15 protein-coding genes are annotated in these 16,232 nt (G+C 53.2%); all 15 read left to right on the forward strand.

The features are described from left to right. Positions 1-235: 235 nt before the first annotated feature. The 15 genes from NSQ73_RS06155 to glyS all read left to right on the forward strand — a co-directional run bounded on the left by NSQ73_RS06155 (position 236) and on the right by glyS (position 16,118). Positions 236-1,576, forward strand: coding sequence for an NfeD family protein (locus NSQ73_RS06155; RefSeq protein ID WP_340989204.1), 1,341 nt, complete (start codon positions 236-238; stop codon positions 1,574-1,576). Between the two features lie 86 nt (positions 1,577-1,662). Further along, a complete protein-coding gene (floA, locus tag NSQ73_RS06160) occupies positions 1,663-2,664 on the forward strand; it encodes a flotillin-like protein FloA (protein WP_039310446.1) in 1,002 nt (333 codons plus the stop codon). A gap of 15 nt (positions 2,665-2,679) precedes the next feature. Beyond that, positions 2,680-3,294 carry a hypothetical protein gene (locus NSQ73_RS06165; RefSeq protein ID WP_340985740.1) on the forward strand — a complete coding sequence of 205 codons (615 nt, stop codon included), beginning with the start codon at positions 2,680-2,682 and terminating at the stop codon, positions 3,292-3,294. A gap of 263 nt (positions 3,295-3,557) precedes the next feature. Beyond that, positions 3,558-3,851: a sporulation protein YqfC gene (yqfC, locus tag NSQ73_RS06170; RefSeq protein ID WP_039304110.1), complete on the forward strand. Its 294-nt coding sequence runs from the start codon at positions 3,558-3,560 to the stop codon at positions 3,849-3,851. Next, complete coding sequence (yqfD, locus tag NSQ73_RS06175) at positions 3,848-5,029, forward strand: sporulation protein YqfD (RefSeq protein WP_340985741.1); 1,182 nt, start codon at positions 3,848-3,850, stop codon at positions 5,027-5,029. Before yqfC ends, yqfD begins: the two co-directional genes overlap by 4 nt. A gap of 15 nt (positions 5,030-5,044) precedes the next feature. Further along, positions 5,045-6,016, forward strand: a complete 972-nt coding sequence (locus NSQ73_RS06180) for a PhoH family protein (protein ID WP_039304117.1) — start codon at positions 5,045-5,047, stop codon at positions 6,014-6,016. Positions 6,017-6,033: 17 nt separating this feature from the next. After that, a complete protein-coding gene (locus tag NSQ73_RS06185) occupies positions 6,034-8,313 on the forward strand; it encodes an HD family phosphohydrolase (protein ID WP_340985742.1) in 2,280 nt (759 codons plus the stop codon). Further along, positions 8,285-8,788 (forward strand): rRNA maturation RNase YbeY, encoded by a 504-nt coding sequence (gene ybeY, locus NSQ73_RS06190; protein ID WP_336100677.1) that lies wholly within the window; start codon positions 8,285-8,287, stop codon positions 8,786-8,788. Before NSQ73_RS06185 ends, ybeY begins: the two co-directional genes overlap by 29 nt. After that, positions 8,788-9,183 (forward strand): diacylglycerol kinase family protein, encoded by a 396-nt coding sequence (locus tag NSQ73_RS06195; protein WP_042216793.1) that lies wholly within the window; start codon positions 8,788-8,790, stop codon positions 9,181-9,183. The genes ybeY and NSQ73_RS06195 overlap by 1 nt, the downstream gene beginning before the upstream one ends. A gap of 335 nt (positions 9,184-9,518) precedes the next feature. After that, entirely contained in the window at positions 9,519-9,938 is a 420-nt protein-coding gene (locus tag NSQ73_RS06200; RefSeq protein ID WP_340985743.1) for a cytidine deaminase, read from the forward strand. An 820-nt stretch (positions 9,939-10,758) separates the two neighbouring features. After that, positions 10,759-11,652: a GTPase Era gene (era, locus tag NSQ73_RS06205; RefSeq protein ID WP_039304132.1), complete on the forward strand. Its 894-nt coding sequence runs from the start codon at positions 10,759-10,761 to the stop codon at positions 11,650-11,652. 107 nt (positions 11,653-11,759) lie between these two features. Then, complete coding sequence (locus NSQ73_RS06210) at positions 11,760-11,903, forward strand: YqzL family protein (RefSeq protein WP_076244089.1); 144 nt, start codon at positions 11,760-11,762, stop codon at positions 11,901-11,903. Positions 11,904-11,939: 36 nt separating this feature from the next. Next, positions 11,940-12,695, forward strand: a complete 756-nt coding sequence (recO, locus tag NSQ73_RS06215; RefSeq protein WP_076244088.1) for a DNA repair protein RecO — start codon at positions 11,940-11,942, stop codon at positions 12,693-12,695. 461 nt (positions 12,696-13,156) lie between these two features. After that, the gene (glyQ, locus tag NSQ73_RS06220; protein WP_039304138.1) at positions 13,157-14,044 is read left to right on the forward strand and encodes a glycine--tRNA ligase subunit alpha; all 888 of its coding nucleotides are present in this window, start codon (positions 13,157-13,159) and stop codon (positions 14,042-14,044) included. Further along, complete coding sequence (glyS, locus tag NSQ73_RS06225) at positions 14,037-16,118, forward strand: glycine--tRNA ligase subunit beta (RefSeq protein ID WP_340985744.1); 2,082 nt, start codon at positions 14,037-14,039, stop codon at positions 16,116-16,118. Before glyQ ends, glyS begins: the two co-directional genes overlap by 8 nt. The last annotated feature ends 114 nt before the right edge of the window (positions 16,119-16,232 follow it).

Raw genomic sequence — 16,232 nt, forward strand, 5'->3', positions numbered from 1 at the left:
TTAACCTCTAGTTTCCCGCATTCCCTCTTCAAAACAGTTTTGCATTCCATCAGTGAAGATGATCTTAATACATACACTTGATCCACTGTTGAAACGCCTATGCAGAAACAGCCGTACTAAGGATTATATGCTGCGTTTTATTATATGATAAGGATGCAGTGGTTTTAATTCGTGCAGAAGGGAGGCAGCAAGCTTGAAAAAGTTACGCATAGGGGTCTTGTCCTGCATTGCCGCGATGATGATTCTGCTGGTTCTGCCGTTAGCGGACAGGGTCCATGCAGATAATGAAGCGGTTCGCGCACCGGCTGCGGCTGCGGGTACAGTTGTAGGTGGTCCTGTGTTTATCATTCCGGTGGATCAGGAGATTGAGCGCGGATTGCAGAGCTTTCTGGAACGCGGATTTCAGGAGGCTGCCAATTACGGCGCGGTTCTGATTGTGCTGGAGATTGACACACCGGGCGGCCGGGTGGATTCAGCTGAACAAATCGGCAATATGGTCAGGGACAGCAAAATCCCTACCGCAGCCTACATCAAAGGCGACGCCGCTTCCGCCGGCAGTTACATAGCGCTTAATGCTGGCGCCATTATCATGAAGCCGGGCAGTATGATCGGTGCCGCTTCATTGGTAGACAGTAATGGCAATAGCGTGGATGACGCAAAAATGGTATCCTACTGGAAATCCAAGATGGTAGGCGCCGCATCGCTGAACGGGCGTGATCCGGAAGTGGCTGCAGGGATGATGGATATCAACCTGGTGGTGAACAAGCCCGGACTTGGCGTGTCCAAGGGGCAGGGGGAGATCATCGCTCTGAGCAGTGAGGAAGCGCTCCAGGCAGGTTATGCCGACCGTATTGCGGGTACAGCCAATGAGGCCATTACTTGGCTGGGTTATTCCACAGATGACATTTTTCGCGTAGAGCATACCGGTGCGGAGAAAATGTCGCATTTTCTGACGAATCCGGTTATTATGACGATTCTGCTCTTCGTTGGCATCGCCGGGGTATTCATTGAGCTGCTGGTACCCGGCTTTGGGGTGCCCGGAATTATCGGGACGCTGGCGTTCGCTCTCTATTTCTTCGGCAACTATGTGGCTGGCTTCGCCGGGGCGGAGACCTTGCTGCTGTTCATTCTGGGACTCGTAATGCTGGTGCTCGAGCTGTTTGTGCCTAGCTTTGGTATTCTGGGACTGCTGGGCTCCGTCAGCCTTGTGGCGGGTGTTGTAAGAGCTGCTTACAGCTTGACGCATGCGATGTTCAGTCTGGGCATTGCTTTTTCGGCAGCGGCAGTGGTGATTGTGATAGTGGCTGTGGTCTTCAAGGAGCGGGGAATCTGGAACCGGTTCATTCTCCAGGATAGCCTCACCAAAGAGCAGGGGTTTGTGCCTGTGACGGAGAAGCTGCGTTTGATCGGAGCTTCCGGGATCAGCGTAACTCCGCTGCGACCAGCAGGAACTGCCGCCATTGACGGCGAGCGGATTGATGTGGTGACAGAGGGCGGATTCATCGACGCACAGACCGCCATTTCGGTGGTAAAGGTCGAAGGCGGCCGGGTGGTCGTGAAGGAAGCCGTGAAATAGCTGTACCTCTGTTATGAGCTGGCAGCAACATGTAATACTGTATGGAAATAAGGTTAATCCCAAAAATAACGGAGGTTATAAAGCGTATGATGGAAGCATCTATGATTACTTTTTTGCTGATCGCGGTTGTCGTGATCATTGTACTAAGCGTCTTCTTCAGCTTCTTCCCGGTCATGCTGTGGGTGTCGGCCTGGGCATCGGGCGTTAGAATCAGCATTATTACACTGGTAGCGATGCGGCTGCGCCGGGTAACGCCAAGCCGGATTGTTAATCCGCTGATTAAGGCTACCAAGGCCGGGCTGGGTCTGAATATCAACCAGCTGGAGAGCCACTACCTGGCCGGAGGGAATGTAGACCGGGTAGTTAATGCGCTGATTGCGGCACAGAGAGCGGATATCCCGCTGGAATTCACCCGTGCTGCGGCCATCGATCTGGCCGGACGCGATGTGCTGCTGGCGGTTCAGATGAGCGTTAATCCGCGGGTTATTGAAACTCCGATTGTTGCGGCTGTGGCCAAGAACGGGATTGAGGTCAAGGTCAAAGCGCGGGTAACCGTCCGGGCCAATATCGACCGTCTCGTCGGCGGTGCCGGTGAAGAAACGATTATTGCCCGTGTCGGCGAGGGGATCGTAACTACAGTAGGTTCGAGTGATTCGCATAAGGATGTGCTGGAGAATCCCGACTCTATCTCGCGGACGGTATTGTCCAAGGGTCTGGACTCTGGTACGGCTTTTGAGATCCTGTCTATAGATATTGCGGATATTGATGTTGGGAAGAATATTGGCGCGTACCTCCAGACCGAGCAGGCAGAGGCGGATAAACGCATCGCCCAGGCCAAAGCCGAGGAACGCAGAGCCATGGCTGTCGCCCACGAGCAGGAAATGAAGGCCAGGGTAGTTGAGATGAAGGCGCTGGTGGTTGAAGCCGAATCCCAGGTTCCGCTGGCGATGGCCGAAGCGCTGCGCTCCGGCAAGCTTGGTGTAATGGACTACATGAACCTCAAAAATATTGAGGCCGACACGCAGATGCGCGGCTCCCTCGGTAAATTAAACGACGGGGACGACAGCAGCCGTCCGCCCCACAAATAAAGGGATGTGATTCCCATGAGCAGCATAATCTACATTGTGGTCATTGCGGTGATCGCGGTCATCAGCAACTGGAACAAAAATAAAGGCAAGTCCGCCCCGCGCGGCGGCATGCCTACCTTTGGCGGCGGGGGCGAAGGCAATCCGCTGCGCCGCCCCCGTGCTCCCGCCCGGACAGCGGATAGCGGACGCCCTGAACGGCCGGGCAGCGGATTTCCGGAGCCCGGCGGGCGCCGGGGGGATTCGGGCCGGCCTGATCCTGCGCCGCAAGAGAGGGAGTACGATGCTTCGCCGGCGTGGCCGGAGCGGCCAGAGCTGCCTTCGCCTGACTATGAGACAGGCGAAGGGATGTCCATGGAGCAGACCGGCGATATGGACGGTGTGCAGGCGCGGACAGAACGCATGCAGCGGGAGCTGGAGCGGCTGCAGGCGGCTTTTGACGGCGTGGCGGCTGCAGTGCCGTCCACAGGCGCAATGACTGCCGGAGAGGGCGCCAGTCCGTCTCAGGCGGGTATAGGACAGCATCCGCTGGCGCAGGACCGTGAGGCGCTGCGCAGCGGCCTGATGTGGGCGGAGATTCTGGGACCGCCCCGTTCCCGGCAGCCGCATGCCTCTGTCCGCAAGGAAGGCTGAACCCCCGGCAGAAGAGCGGCTACTCTGCACTGCAGATATATCTTTGCTCTGCCTGAAAGCTCGAATTTGCTCCTTAAGAGGAGCAGATCCGGGCTTTTTGCCGTGTTATCCCGTGGACTTATCCTGCAGAATCCGCTGCATATACCACTGCCTGACTGATGGAGCCGCAGGAGCTTCCCGGTACAAATGATGTGAGTTCTTCTCATAAACAAACGCACTCCCGCATAAGGTGTACAGAAGGCAGGAAGGGGGAGCGTCTATATATGACCCGTATTGGCCGCAGGCTGCGGGGATGGACAAACGGGGTACTGGATCTTCCGCAGGATGTGCTGCAGGAGATGCCCCGGATCACCCTGATCGGCAATAAGGAATTGTATATTGAGAACCACCGCGGCGTGCTGCATTTCTCATCGGAGCAGCTCAGGCTGGCGTTGGCCAAGGGATATCTGGAGATTTCCGGTGAAGGGCTGGTCATCCGCAATATTCTGGGCCAGGAGCTTGCCGTTGAAGGTATTATCGGTGAAATCAGGTATAAGGAAAGTGGGGAGAATCCATGAAAGAGCCGCCTCTGTCATCGCTGCGGGGGTTCGTTACACTGCATGTGACGGGACCGCAGGTGGAGACCTTTATCAACGCTGTAACCGGAGCAGGCATCGTCATCTGGGATGTGAGGCCTGCCGGGGACGGCGCTTCGCTGAACCTGCTGCTGGATGATTTTTTCAGACTCCGTCCGCTCCTTAAGAAGACAGGCTGCCGGATGCATGTTACGGCCCGTAACGGAATTCCATTCCGGGCGGCCCGCTTGTGGAAGCGGAAGTTTTTTGCCGCAGGACTGCTGATCTTCGGTGTGGGGCTGCTGCTGCTGTCCTCTATGGTGTGGAGCATTAAGGTTGAAGGGAATACCCGCATTCCTACCGAGGACATTCTCGAAGCCGCACGCAAGGAGGGGGTGTACCCTTTTCAGTGGATTTGGCGGATGGAAGAGTCGGACAAGCTCTCCAGGGAGCTGACCACCCTTGTTCCGGGGCTGACGTGGGCAGGGTTTCACCGGACGGGGACGAGCATTACGATCCAGGTTGTCGAAGCCGACCGCCCGGAGACTAAGCCGCTACTCAGCCAGCGCCATCTGATCAGCAGGACGGATGCGGTTGTCACTGAAATCTATGCAGAGCAGGGCAGACCTGTGGTGAGCCGCAACTCCCGCGTCAAAAAAGGGGACATCCTCATCTCCGGAGCGCTGGGGGACGAGGAGAATACAGAGTTTGTAGTAGCCAAAGGCGATGTTAAAGGCCTGGTATGGCATGAATATAATCTTGAGGTGCCCCTCAAAAGAACGGGCAGTTCCTATACAGGAGAACGCAAAGACCGCACGTATCTCGTTCTTGGCAAATGGGCGGTGCAGCTGTGGGGGTACGGGGATTCCGGCTTTGAGAAGTCACGCACGCTTACGGAGCCCGATATGCTGTCCTGGCGTTCCTTCCAGCTGCCGCTGGGCCTGATGACCGAGAAGGAAATGGAGATTAAATATACCGCTGAAATGCTGACTCCGGAGGCCGCAAGGGAGGAAGGTCTGACGCGGGCCAAAAGTGATATTTTCGCGCGTTACGGCGCTGACAGCGTCATCAAAAGTCAAAAAATTTTGCATGAGAAGAAAGAGAATGGTAAAGTTTATATGAAAGTGCTGTTTGAGGTGGAAGAGAGAATCGCGGAAGAACTTCCGATAGTAAACAATTGAGGAGAATGAGGCTACTTGTCAGAACAGACTGCAAGCATTCGTATATCTTTGCAAAATGCGGGAGAAGCTCAATCCCTGTTCGGCCCGCAGGACGGATTCCTGAAAATTATCGAGAAAGAAATTCCGGCGGTTATCGACTCGCGCGAAGCTGAAGTCACCATACGCGGCGCTGAGCGTGAAGTGGACATGCTGGGCCAGCTGTTCAACGTGCTGCTGTCCCTGGTACGGGGCGGTTACATACTAAGTGAACGCGATGTGCAGTACGCCGTAGAACTGGCGAAGGATTTCCGTGCCGATCAGCTGCTTGACCTGTTCAAAGGTGAAATTACAACAACTTTCCGCGGTAAACCCATCCGCGTCAAAACGATTGGCCAGAAACATTATGTGACAACCATCAAAAAGCGGGATATCGTCTTTGGCATCGGGCCGGCGGGAACAGGCAAGACTTATCTTGCCGTTGTGCTTGCGGTAACGGCGCTCAAGGAAGGGTCCGTCAAGCGCATCGTGCTGACGCGTCCGGCAGTGGAGGCAGGCGAGAACCTGGGCTTCCTTCCCGGTGATTTGCAGGAGAAGGTAGATCCGTATCTGCGGCCGCTCTACGACGCCCTGTACGACGTTATGGGGCCTGATCAGGTAGCCAAGGCGCTGGAGCGCGGGCTGATCGAGATCGCGCCGCTTGCCTATATGCGCGGGCGTACGCTGGAGGATGCTTTTATTATCCTCGACGAAGCCCAGAATACGACACCAGAACAAATGAAAATGTTCCTCACCCGGCTGGGCTTCGGCTCCAAGATGGTCATTACGGGCGATGTTACCCAGATCGATCTGCCGCGCGGCAAGAAGTCAGGGCTGATAGAAGCCAAAGCGATATTATCCGGTATTGAGGAGCTCGGCTTTGTCTATTTTGCAGAACAGGACGTAGTCCGGCATTCCCTGGTGCAGAAAATTATCGTTGCCTATGACCGCTCTGCCGAAAACCTCCAATAAAAAAGGGGATTGTCTTCATGGCCTCAAAGCAACCATCGAAATTAAGCGGATTTGTATATAGCACTAACGGGTGGAAGTATAGCGCGGTTTCGCGCTATGCTCTTTTCCTGTTATTGGGGCTTGTTTTCTACTTCAGCCTGTCCTCTGACCTGCTGCCCAAAAAGTATGATATCAAAGAGGGTACACGCAGTGCCAAGGAAATCACGGCGCCCAAGCAAATTCCGGACACCAATGCCAAGCTGAAAGCCCAGGAAGAAGCGGCCGAGAATGTAACTAACCGGTATGCAATTATACCCATGCGGGCTGAGAATCTAGTAACCCTGCTGCTCGACCGGATTGACCGGCTGAATCAGGATGATACGATTTCGCAAAGCGATAAGACGACGATCTACCGTGAGGAAATTCCGCGGCGGGCCAACGATTTTATTCTTAACTTTGTTGCTGCCAGCAGTAAAGCCGGAACGTATTCGGAGCATCTGCTCGCTGAAATGCAGTCGGTCATCAAGGACCAGGCCTACACTATTCCTGAAGAAACGTATATTAAAATTCCGCGGCTGACCTCCCAGGATATCATTGAGATGAAGCCTGTTGCCCGGGATATTGTCACCAAACTGATGAATGACCAGATTACTGACGCCCAGACCGCGCGTGCTAAGGTGGCCGAGCAGGTCAGTGTCAGTTCGCTGAGCCAGCGGACCGCCCGTGAGGTTGTGCAGGAGCTGGTGCGGCTGGTCATTACAAGCAACAAGTTCTACGACGAGGATGCGACCAAGGAAGCGAAGGTGCAGGCCCGCCAGAATACACCTGATGTATTCATCGAGCAGGGGGATGTGCTGGTTGCCAAGAACCAGGAGATTACTCCGGAGCTGTATGCCCTGCTGGACGAGAACGGTCTGTTGAGCAAAGAAGTCAACTACTGGCCGCAATTCGGGCTGCTGCTGCTCTCCGTGCTGCTGTCTTTTGGCCTGATGACATTCATCCGTTATAACGGCGGGACCTCCGGTTTCAAGTATAATAACTCCCAGCTGCTCATGCTGGTGCTGGTGTTTATAATTACAATTATTATGATGAAGCTGGCGGCATTCCTGCAGACGGATGTCCGGACGTATATAGGCTTCCTGGCTCCTGTAGCGATAGGCGCGATGCTGATCTCCATGCTGCTGGATATGACCTTGGCCTATTTCTGTTCCATTCTGTTCAGCGTTCTTGCCAGTATTATTCTGAATGTGCAGCAGAACACCGTATTTGATTTCACTTTCGGCTTCTTTGCACTTATTGTGAGCTATGTGGCTATTTTCTCCACTCACCGGGCAGGACAGCGCTCTACCCTCCTGAAGGGCGGTATTATGGTCTCCCTGTTCGGCTGCCTGACGGTAGCTATACTGACCATGCTGGGCGGAGGCGTATGGAATGAGACACAGACGCTGTATTCCATCGGGTTCGCGTTTGCAAGCGGCCTGCTGACTGCCGTGCTGGTAATCGGCCTGATGCCATTCTTCGAAGCTACGTTCGGTATCCTGTCGGCGCTGAAGCTCGTCGAACTGTCTAACCCGAATCATCCGCTGCTGCGCAAGCTGCTTACGGAGACACCGGGAACGTACCATCACAGTGTTATGGTCGGGAATCTATCTGAGGCTGCGGCTGAAGCGATCGGTGCAGACGGCCTGCTGTGCCGGGTGGGTTCGTATTATCATGATATCGGCAAGACGAAACGGCCGTTCTATTTCATTGAGAACCAGAACAATATGGAGAATCCGCATGATTCGATTGAGCCGAAGCTGAGCAAATCCATCATTGTGGCCCACGCCCGTGACGGGGTGGAGATGCAGAAGGAGTACAAGCTGCCGAAGCCGATCCGCGATATCGCGGAGCAGCATCACGGCACGACATTCCTGCATTATTTTTATCATAAAGCACTGAAGATTGCGGAGGAGAAGGGTGTGGAGCCCGACTTCACGGAGGAGGACTTCCGTTATCCGGGACCGAAGGCACAGTCGAAGGAATCTGCAGTGGTCGGTATCGCCGACAGTGTGGAGGCCGCGGTCCGCTCCCTCCGCAAGCCTACCGTCGTGCAGGTAGAAACGATGATCGAGAAGATTATCAAAAGCCGGCTGGATGACCATCAGTTTGATGAATGCGACCTGACCATCAAAGAGCTGGACATTATTGCACGGACACTTAAAGAGACTGTAATGGGCATTTTCCATTCCCGGATTGAGTACCCCGAGGATGTGCGCAAGCCCAAAAAAGAGGAAGGGGCCATCAAAAATGAGCCTGAGCGTCGTTTGGAGCAATGAACAGGAAGAGCATGAGATTAACGGCGAGCTGATCGCCCTGCTGGAGATTATTCTGCAGAAAGCGGGCAGCGCTGAAGGAATCGATGAGGGTGAAGTGGATCTTACCTTCGTTAATAACGAACGCATCCATGAGCTGAATCTGGAGTACCGGGGAATCGACCGTCCAACGGACGTGCTGTCCTTCGCGATGAATGAGACCGGAGAAGATGAGCCGGAAATTATATATGCTGTGCCCAATGGTGAGGGCGAGGTGCTGGAGGAAGTACCTAACGTGCTCGGAGATATCATTATCTCCGTAACGCGTGCGCAAGAACAGGCGCTGGAATATGGACATTCGCTGGAGCGCGAGCTGGGCTTCCTGTTCGTCCACGGTTTCCTGCATTTGCTGGGATATGACCATCAGGATCCGGAATCTGAGGCCGAGATGATGTCTAAGCAGGAGAATGTTCTGGCTCAGGTCGGGTTGACACGCTAATGGTCAAGAACACGGCGGTCGGCCACAAAAAATTCTGGCATTCTTTTCGCTTTGCGGCTCATGGCATTGCTGCGGCTTTCCGGTCGGAGCTGAATATGAAGGTGCACAGCGGCCTCGCTGTTATTGTACTGGCTGCCGCCGCAGCATTCAGGCTCCCCCTGTCAAGCTGGATGCTGCTGCTTCTGGCGATTACGCTGGTGCTGACCGCCGAGCTGCTGAATACGGCGATTGAAGCGACGATTGACCTGGTGTCGCCGGAGATTCATCCCTTGGCCAAGAAGGCCAAAGATACCGCCGCAGGAGCTGTACTGCTTACGGCGGTGTTTGCTGTTATTACGGGAATCTATGTTTTTTATCATCCCGTGATGGACTGGATCACAAGTCTTATGTCATAATCAGTTTACAACTTCAGCTTAGGGAGAGGCGGATCCGCTTTGTGCGCTCCGTCATCTTTACTTAGAACCACAATACCTGGCCACGTTTAAGCGGCCGGTAGTGTACGAAGAATAATGGATGCGGTCCATGCTTACGAAGTGAGTTTTATTTCGAAGAAAATTCAATGAAGAGAATGCTCAATAAAACTAAGGTTATGCTTACGAAGTGAGTTTTGTACGGAGACTAATCAGAGAAGTATATGCTCACAAAACTAGGTCCATGCTTACGAAGTGAGTTTTATTTCGAAGAAATTTCAATGAAGAGAATGCTCAATAAAACTTTCAGGAGGACAACTATGGATTCTGCTCTACTTCTTCAGGAAGCGATCAAGGCAAGAGTCAATGCATATATACCTTATTCCCGTTTCGGGGTCGGCGCTGCACTGCTGGACCAGGACGGGAATGTTCACCACGGTTGTAATATTGAGAATGCTGCCTACGGACCGACCAACTGCGGGGAACGGACCGCTATGTTTCGTGCGATTGCGGACGGGCATAAGCCTGGTACCTTCCGGGCTATCGCTGTAGTCGCGGATACGGACGGACCTGTATCGCCTTGCGGCGTCTGCCGTCAGGTAATGGTTGAGCTGTGCGGCCCTGATATGCCGGTCATTCTCGGCAACCTGAAGGGCGACATTGTGGAGACTACCGTGCGCGACCTGCTGCCCGGCGCTTTCGGTCCTGCGGACCTGGAGCAGGGCCAGGCTCCGGAGTAGGCTTCAGGCAAAGTGGAGCATTTAGTGGGGATTAGGAATGCTGGTGATCATAGGTTAATTGTATTTTGTACAATTAAAAGCCCGCTAACTTCGCTAAACTTCGATATAACTGCAAAAAGTACAACTATATTTGCTAGTTAGTCCAATAACAGCCTCTCAGTGAGGAAATAGTTGTACGAAATACATTTAAACCTGTAGAGTCTCTGATTCTAAACAGAATAAGTGTACAAAATACAACTAAGTTTGTTTTAGAGGGTTCAAGTATGGTTTAGGTGTTCAAGTAACCAGTCTTTTCCGCGCCGGAGTATAGCGTGTCAGTCACTTATTGCGCCGCAGTCAAGCGTGTTCCCGCAGGGAACGTAAGCGCTCATGCTCGACCCCCGCTTTTCCCGTGCCGGAAGCTGTGCCCACGCCAGTTCCGGGTGTCCAGAGGGCGGGGGCCTTGGGGTCCCCTTGGCGAAGGGGGAATTAGGGGGATCGAAAAGATTTGGAAGTATTGTTTTTGACCAAGCTTTGGGTTGTTCAAGTAACCAGTTTTTTTTCGCGCCGGAGTATAGCGTGTCAGTCACTTAGTGCGCCGAATTCAAGCGTGTTCCCGCAGGGAACGTAAGCGCTCCTGCTCCAACTCCGCTTCCCCTGTGCCGAACGCTGTGCCCACGCCAATTCCGGGTGTCCAGAGGGCCGGGGCCCTTGGGGTCCCCCTTGGCTAAGGGGGAATTAGGGGGATCGAAACGCTTTTGACCTAGTATCAAGGTTTCCAGATTGATCTAAAATGTTATGAACGTTTTTGACCAAGTTGTAAGATAAATAGGAGGATTTTATGAAATTTAAATCAGGGTTTGTCGCCATTATCGGCAGACCGAACGTAGGCAAATCGACACTTATGAACCAGGTGATTGGCCAGAAGATCGCCATTATGTCGGACAAGCCGCAGACCACCAGAAACAAAATTCACGGGGTATATACAGCCAATAATTCGCAGATCGTATTCCTGGACACACCGGGTATCCATAAAAGACAGTCAAAGCTGGGCGATTACATGAACCAGACAGCGATGAGCACCCTGCATGAAGTGGAGGCTGTGTTGTTCCTGGTTGATGCTTCAGAGGGGATGGGCGGCGGTGACCGTTATATCGCGGAACAGCTCAACTCCATCAAGACGCCGGTCATTCTCGTGATGAACAAGATTGACAAAATCGAGCCCGAAGCGCTGCTTCCGATGATTACCGAATACAACAAGCTGCATGAGTTCGCCGAGATCGTGCCGATTTCTGCCAAAATGGGCAGTAATGTCAATACGCTGCTGGAGCAGGTGCAGAAGTATCTGCCGGAAGGCCCGCAGTATTATCCGGACGACCAGATTACTGATCACCCGGAGCAATTCGTCTGTGCGGAGCTGATCCGCGAGAAGATTCTGCATCTGACCCGCGAAGAGGTGCCGCATTCCATTGCGGTGGCGATTGAGGACATGAGCGTTGAACCGAATGGCGTAGTGCATATTTCAGCGGTTATTTTTGTGGAGCGCGATTCCCAGAAGGGGATCATTATCGGCAAGCAGGGTGCCCTGCTGAAGGAAGTCGGACGGCGTGCGCGAACGGATATTGAGAACCTGCTGGGTTCGAAGATTTTCCTGGAACTATGGGTAAAAGTGAAAAAAGACTGGCGCAATCAGGACCGCGTACTGCGGGATTTGGGCTTCCATAAAGACCAATAAACCTTCCCTCCGCTTCTACTTGGCAGGAATTGCAAGGATAGATCCCTGAGCTTCGTACATCCTACTTCTGAAGAGACATCGTGTTTCCGAAGAAAGGATGAATACGAATGCGGAACTTTTCGTGGAAGTATTTTGCAATGACTGGAGATGTCGATGCTTATTTGCTGTACAGAGAAGCTGGGGATTCGCCGGAGAGCAGCGGACCGCTGCCGGCGGAGGAAGAGATGGTCACTGATGAAGAAGCACAATAAGGACTGGTTGCTTGCCGAGTGGTTGGGAGAAGAGGCATGCTATACAGGGTGGAAGGGATCGTCATCCGCAGCATGGACTACGGCGAAGGGAACGCAATTATTACGCTTTGCACCGAGAACGCCGGTAAAGTAGGTGTTCTGGTACGGGGCGCCAAGAAGGTGAAAAGCCGCCATGCTGCCCTGATCCAGTTGTTCACAACAGGAGAATTTGTATTTTTCCGTAACAATGGAGGACTGGGAACACTGAATGCCGGGGAGATCACGAAGTCCCATCATCCGCTGCGTGAGGATCTTGTCAAAGCGGCGTATGCATCCTATGCCTGCGAGCTGCTTGACCGGGTACTGCATGATGAAGAGACGGGAAGCTTTTGGTTCCGTCAATTAAGCGCCTGCCTGAATGCACTTGAAGAAGACAAAGAGCCCGGCATCATCATAAATGTTTTTGAAATGAAAGTGCTGCAGGCGGCAGGCTATGGCCCGCAGCTTGATACCTGTGTAGTCTGCGATATGGACAAGCCGGATGAGGAGCTTAGAATCAGTCCGCGTCTTGGCGGTGTAATCTGCCGCAGCTGCCGGCATAATGATCCTCCCGCGATGGAGATTTCTCCGCGTGCACTGAAGCTGCTGCGTCTATTCGCGCTACTTGATCTGACCAGACTTGGCAATGTGGATGTGAAGCCTGAGACACGCGCAGAGCTCAAGGCCATTATGCGGGCATTTATGGATATGCAGCTGGGGCTCCGGCTGAAATCGCAGAGTTTCCTCGATCAGCTTGATAAATACAATATTTGACGAAATGCGAATTATCCGTTACTATAAGTTCAGTTTCTTTTTACAGTAATTTATAGGAATGCCGTGATTGCTCCAGACATGGAGAGAGTGCAGCGATCGGGAAAGTAATGAATCGATTTGTCGCTTCAGCGAGCCGGGGATAGTGGAAGCCTGGCAGGACAACGTTCATGAACATGGCGCCCGGGAGTACGGAAGCGGCAGAATGAAAAGTGGATTTCGCGTAGCGTAATCAAGTAGGGTGGAACCGCGGGAGAAGAATTCAGGCTCTCGTCCCTATGTCTGTTAATCAGGCATGGGGGCGGGAGCTTTTTTGCCTTGTGGCGGACTTATGAAGGATATACTCTCCATAACCAGCCGCAGGGATACAGAAAGAAGCCGGTGACCGCCTCCATCGCGCAGCAGCAAGAGCCAGGCATAAGTAAAGAGGCAGTACACACTTGTAAAGCGAAGGAGTCGGTAGTATGAACTTTCAGCAGATGATTCTGACACTGCAGCAGTTCTGGGCAGCCCAGAACTGTATTCTCGTCCAGCCGTATGATACGGAAAAAGGGGCGGGCACAATGAATCCCATGACCTTTTTGCGGTCACTCGGTCCGGAGCCCTGGAAGGTCGCTTATGTCGAGCCTTCACGCCGTCCGTCAGACGGCCGTTACGGGGAGAACCCGAACCGCCTGTACCAGCATCACCAGTTTCAGGTCATCATCAAGCCGTCCCCGGACAATATTCAGGAGTTGTATCTGGATAGCTTGAAGGCACTGGGCGTAGATCCCCTGCTGCATGACGTGCGGTTTGTCGAAGACAACTGGGAGAATCCGTCACTGGGCTGTGCAGGCCTCGGCTGGGAAGTGTGGCTGGACGGAATGGAAATCACGCAATTTACCTACTTCCAGCAGGTAGGGGGAATTGAAGCCAGCCCGGTAGCGGTGGAGATTACTTACGGTATGGAGCGTCTTGCCTCCTACATTCAGGATAAGGAAAATGTATTCGACCTGGAATGGGTAGACGGAATGACTTACGGTGATGTGTTCCATCAGCCGGAGGTGGAGCATTCCACGTATACTTTTGAAGTTTCCGATGTCAAAATGCTGTTCACCCTGTTCAACACCTACGAAGAGGAAGCGCGCAGAGCGATGGAGAACCATTTGGTTTTCCCCGCCTATGACTATGTGCTGAAATGCTCGCATACCTTCAACCTTCTGGATGCGCGCGGAGCGATCAGTGTAACCGAACGTACGGGATTCATCACAAGAGTGCGTAATCTTGCCCGCACCGTAGCGGCAACATATCTGGAGGAACGCGAGAAGCTCGGCTTCCCGCTGCTGAAGAAAGAAGGTGCTGACCTTGTCTAAAGACATTTTGTTCGAGATCGGTCTCGAGGAAATTCCGGCCCGCTTCATCCGCGCCGCCATGGAACAGTTGAAGGATCGAACAGCCAAATGGCTCGAAGCCTCGCGGATCAGCCACAATGGCGTTACCGCATATGCAACACCGCGCCGTCTTGCTGTACTGGTGAAGGATGCTGCTGAGCGGCAGGAAGATGTGAGTGAAGAAGTCAAAGGCCCGTCCCGCAAAATCGCACTGGACGCAAGCGGCGAGTGGAGCAAGGCGGCACTTGGATTTGCCCGCAGCCAGGGCGTTGCGCCGGAGCAATTTACGTTCAAGGAACTGGCCGGCGTAGAATACATCTATGCCACCAAGAGCAGCACCGGGATCGAAACGGCCTCCCTGCTCTCTGAGGGGCTAACAGGTATTGTCAATGCTATGACTTTCCCGAAAAATATGCGCTGGGGCGCTTATGATTTCAAATTTGTCCGGCCAATCCGATGGATGGTCGCGCTCTTTGGCCAGGAGATTATTGACCTTACGATTACCGGAGTCAAAACCGGCAATGTGAGCCGCGGCCACCGTTTTCTTGGGAAAGAGACAGTTATCGCTGAACCTGCCCTGTATGCCGAAGCTCTGCGCAGCCAGCATGTGCTCGTAGATGTGAAAGAAAGAGAAGAGCTGATCCTCAGCGGAATCAACAAGCTTGCCGAAGAGAAGAGCTGGAAGATTGCGATTAAGGAAGATCTGCTCGAAGAGGTACTGTTCCTGGTAGAAACACCGACCGTCCTGTTCGGTACATTCGACCCCGCTTTCCTGAACATCCCGCAGGATGTGCTGATTACTTCCATGCGCGAGCATCAGCGTTACTTCCCGGTGTTCGGCGAAGACGGCAAGCTTCTTCCGTTCTTCGTAACTGTCCGTAACGGGAATGCCGTATCGCTGGACGTGATCGCCAAGGGTAACGAGAAGGTGCTTCGCGCCCGGCTTCAGGACGCCAAGTTCTTTTATGAAGAGGATCAGAAGCTGCAGATTAACGATGCGCTGGCCAAGCTGGAGAATATCGTGTATCACGAAGAGCTGGGCAGTGTAGGAGATAAAGTACGCCGTATCCGTGCCATCGCTGACCGTCTGGCTGTGAAGCTTGCACTGCCGGCGAGTACTGCGGCTGAAGTCAGCCGGACTGCAGATATCTGTAAGTTCGACCTGGTTACGCAAATGGTGGGCGAGTTCCCTGAGCTGCAGGGTACGATGGGTGAGGATTATGCCCGCAAGGCCGGCGAAGCTGACAATGTATCCAAAGCGATCTTCGAGCACTATCAGCCGCGTTTCGCAGGGGATGCTGTTCCTTCAACGGAGGCAGGTCTGGTAGTCAGCCTTGCCGATAAAATCGATACGATTGTAGGCTGTTTCTCGATTGGGATCATCCCGACCGGTTCCCAGGACCCTTATGCACTGCGCCGGCAGGCGGCAGGAATTGTGCAAATGGTGCTGGAGCATCAGCTCAGCATCAGTTTGCAGGAAATTTTCGCTGCAGCGCTGGAAGTTCATGAAAGTTTACGTTCAGAGAAACATTTCACCCCTGAGCTGCGTATAAACCTTTACGAGTTCTTTGGTCTGCGCGTCAAACGCCTATTATCCGACAACAATGTCCGCTATGATGTTGTGGATGCAGCTACTGCTGCCGGTTTCGATGATATCGTTGACGTGGTAGGCAGAAGTCTTGCGCTTATGAATGCAGTAACAGACGTAGCTGATTTCAAAATCACTGTGGATTCCCTGACCCGCGTCAGCAATCTGGCGGCCAAAGCAGCCGAAGGAACGGTAATCGATCCTTCTCTGCTCAAAGAAGAAGCCGAACAGAAGCTGTATCAGACTTGGCAGAGTATTCATGATCCTTACCGTGAAGCCTTGACTGCCTTGCATGCTGCAGAAGCACTGCAGATTCTGTCGGGGCTGAAGGATGCCGTTACCGGATTCTTCGATTCCGTTATGGTCATGGCTGAAGACGAGGCGGTTCGCGCTAACCGTCTGGCACTCTTGTCCGGCATTAACGCGGATTCCAGATTATTTGCCGATTTCGGCAAGCTGGTGTGGTAATCAAGGGCTGGAAATTCAATTAATGTTTGTGACTTATGGTATAGATTGAGGGTTTAGGGTATAAATATACGGAACGGTGCCAATGCGTAAGTTGACATTCGTTCCGTATTTATG

Origin of the sequence: Paenibacillus sp. FSL R10-2736 (assembly GCF_038000245.1) — a bacterium.
Classification (GTDB): Bacteria; Bacillota; Bacilli; order Paenibacillales; family Paenibacillaceae; genus Paenibacillus_AQ; species Paenibacillus_AQ phytohabitans.